This window comes from Micromonospora sp. C95, from assembly GCF_018070465.1.
Lineage (GTDB): Bacteria > Actinomycetota > Actinomycetes > Mycobacteriales > Micromonosporaceae > Micromonospora.
Genome location: NZ_JAGPXT010000057.1, coordinates 1 through 2,089, shown reverse-complemented (window position 1 = coordinate 2,089; position 2,089 = coordinate 1). Strand labels below are relative to the sequence as shown.

Genomic DNA, 2,089 nt, shown 5'->3' with positions numbered 1-2,089 from the left:
CATGCCGATGAGCGGATGTTCATGCTTGCTTCTCGGTTGCGGCGGTGAACTGGATGGTCCGGTTGCTGACCAGTTCGGGGCAGCGGACAGGAAGGTCGTGGCCGGCTTCTGGGATGGTTTCGGCGTGTGCGTTGGGGATCTGGGCCCGGATCTGGGCGGCCACGGCTTGGGCGTCGTACATCTGGCTTCTTTCGCCGAGCAGCGCCAGGGTCGGAGCAGTTATCCGGCGTAGCTCCTCGTCGGTGATTTCGGGCGGAGCGATGTGGCGGCGGCGGAAGCCAGTGCTGGCCCGTAGTAGGCGGACGAGGTCGTCGTCGAGCAAGGAGGCGTTGTGTAGCGCCCGTGCCGCGAGACGGCGAATCGGCGTGGGGCTGAATGCGGCGAGTCCGCCCAGCATGATCCAGGCGAGGAAACGGCCGTTGAGCCGGCCGAAGCCGGCGGGGTCGAGGAGGGTGATCGTATCGGCGTGGCCGGGCAGGTGCAGGTCGTACTGCAAGGCGACCCAGCCGCCGTGGGACATGCCGACCAGATGGACGCGCTCAACGTCCAGGGCGGTGAGGGTCTCATGCAGCCAGTTGGCCCAGTCGCGCCCGTCGTGTAGTGGTCTCTCCTGCACCGAACATCCGGGTTCACCGACCGGATCGAGAACGATCACTTGCCGCGTCGCGGCGAACGGACGCATGTAGCGATGCCAGGACAACGCGTTGCCGCCGGCTCCCGACAGCAGCACGAACGGGACGCCTTCACTGCCGATCCGGTACGCCCTGGTAGAGCCGAAACTGGTCGCCACGTCTGTCACGGTCGCCTCCGCTGGCCACCGCCGCCGACGCATGCCCTCGTACGCCCGCGCGAACCGCGCCTGAGCCTTGTCGCTGGTGAAGGTGCTGATTCCGGCAGCTGGCATGCTGTCACCACCTCGCTCGAATTTTCTTGATACAAGCGTATCATCAAAGTCGTCGACTACTATCCCGGAACGGATCGCCGTGCCCAAACGTGTGGACCACGAAGAACGCCGCCGGCAGATCGGGGAGGCGCTGTTGCGCATCGCCAGCGCCCGTGGCCTGCAGTCCGCCAGCCTGCGTGAAGTGGCCGCCGAAGCCGGCGTCTCTCTCCGCCTGGTGCAGTACTACTTCCACACCAAGGAAGAGCTGCTACTCACCGCCTTGGCCTATCTCGGCGAACGGTTGGCCACCCGGGTGGAGAGCCACATCCGTGCCCTGGGACCGGTGACCCCCCGCAACGTCGTCTACGGCACACTCACCGCGATCCTGCCCACCGACGCCGAGAGCCTCGACCTGACGAGGGCCTACACCGGCTACTACACCTTGGTTTTCACCGACCCCGACCTCGCTACCCGGCACGGCGCCGCCTACCCGGACAAGGTCGAACGACTGCTCGCCGGGCAACTGACCGCCGCGCAGCAGGCCGACCAAATCGACACCACGCTGAACCCGGCGACGACCGCCGCCGGACTCCTCGCCCTCACCAACGGCCTCGGCTCAAGCGTGCTCGGCGGGCAACGAGACGGTGCAGCCGCACTGCGTATCCTTACCGATCACATCGATCGGCTTTTCAAGCACGGACCAAACCGGCCGTAACACAAGACTCAAGCGCGACCTCAGCAGCCCACAGACCGACGGGTTGCTCACCAACGACACCCACTCATGCCGTGGTGGTGCGCGCGAGCGGCGAGCAGGAGTCGACCCCGCGTACGCTGCCGTGGTGCAGATCGACTTGGTTGCCCTGATTGTCGATGACTACGACTCGGCGATCGCGTTCTTCAGCGACGTACTCGGCTTCGACCTCGTCGAGGACTCCCCATCGCTGACCAATGACGGGCGACCCAAGCGGTGGGTCGTCGTGCGGCCCCCGGGTGCCCAGACCGGGATTCTGCTCGCCCGCGCCGACGGAGAACACCAGCGTGCCGCTGTCGGTAACCAGGTAGCCGGCCGGGTCGGGTTCTTCCTCCGTGTCGACGACTTCGACGCCGCTTACCGACGGATGACCGGGGCCGGTGTCACCTTCGTCCGGGAACCACGGACCGAGCCCTATGGCCGGGTCGCGGTCTTCCTCGACATCGCCGGCAACC

At 66.5% G+C, this 2,089-nt stretch carries 3 protein-coding genes; 2 read left to right on the top strand and 1 reads right to left on the bottom strand.

What is annotated here, in order from left to right:
* Positions 1 to 19: 19 nt before the first annotated feature.
* Positions 20 to 799: an alpha/beta fold hydrolase gene (locus tag KBX00_RS28930; protein WP_210831227.1), complete on the bottom strand. Its 780-nt coding sequence runs from the start codon at positions 797 to 799 to the stop codon at positions 20 to 22.
* A gap of 76 nt (positions 800 to 875) precedes the next feature.
* Between KBX00_RS28930 and KBX00_RS28925 the strand changes: the two genes are divergently transcribed.
* Together KBX00_RS28925 and KBX00_RS28920 are read left to right on the top strand one after the other, a co-directional pair.
* The gene (locus tag KBX00_RS28925) at positions 876 to 1,598 is read left to right on the top strand and encodes a TetR/AcrR family transcriptional regulator (RefSeq protein WP_210831226.1); all 723 of its coding nucleotides are present in this window, start codon (positions 876 to 878) and stop codon (positions 1,596 to 1,598) included.
* A gap of 121 nt (positions 1,599 to 1,719) precedes the next feature.
* Positions 1,720 to 2,089: VOC family protein (locus tag KBX00_RS28920; protein WP_210831225.1), on the top strand; the 370-nt coding region annotated here is incomplete at its 3' end.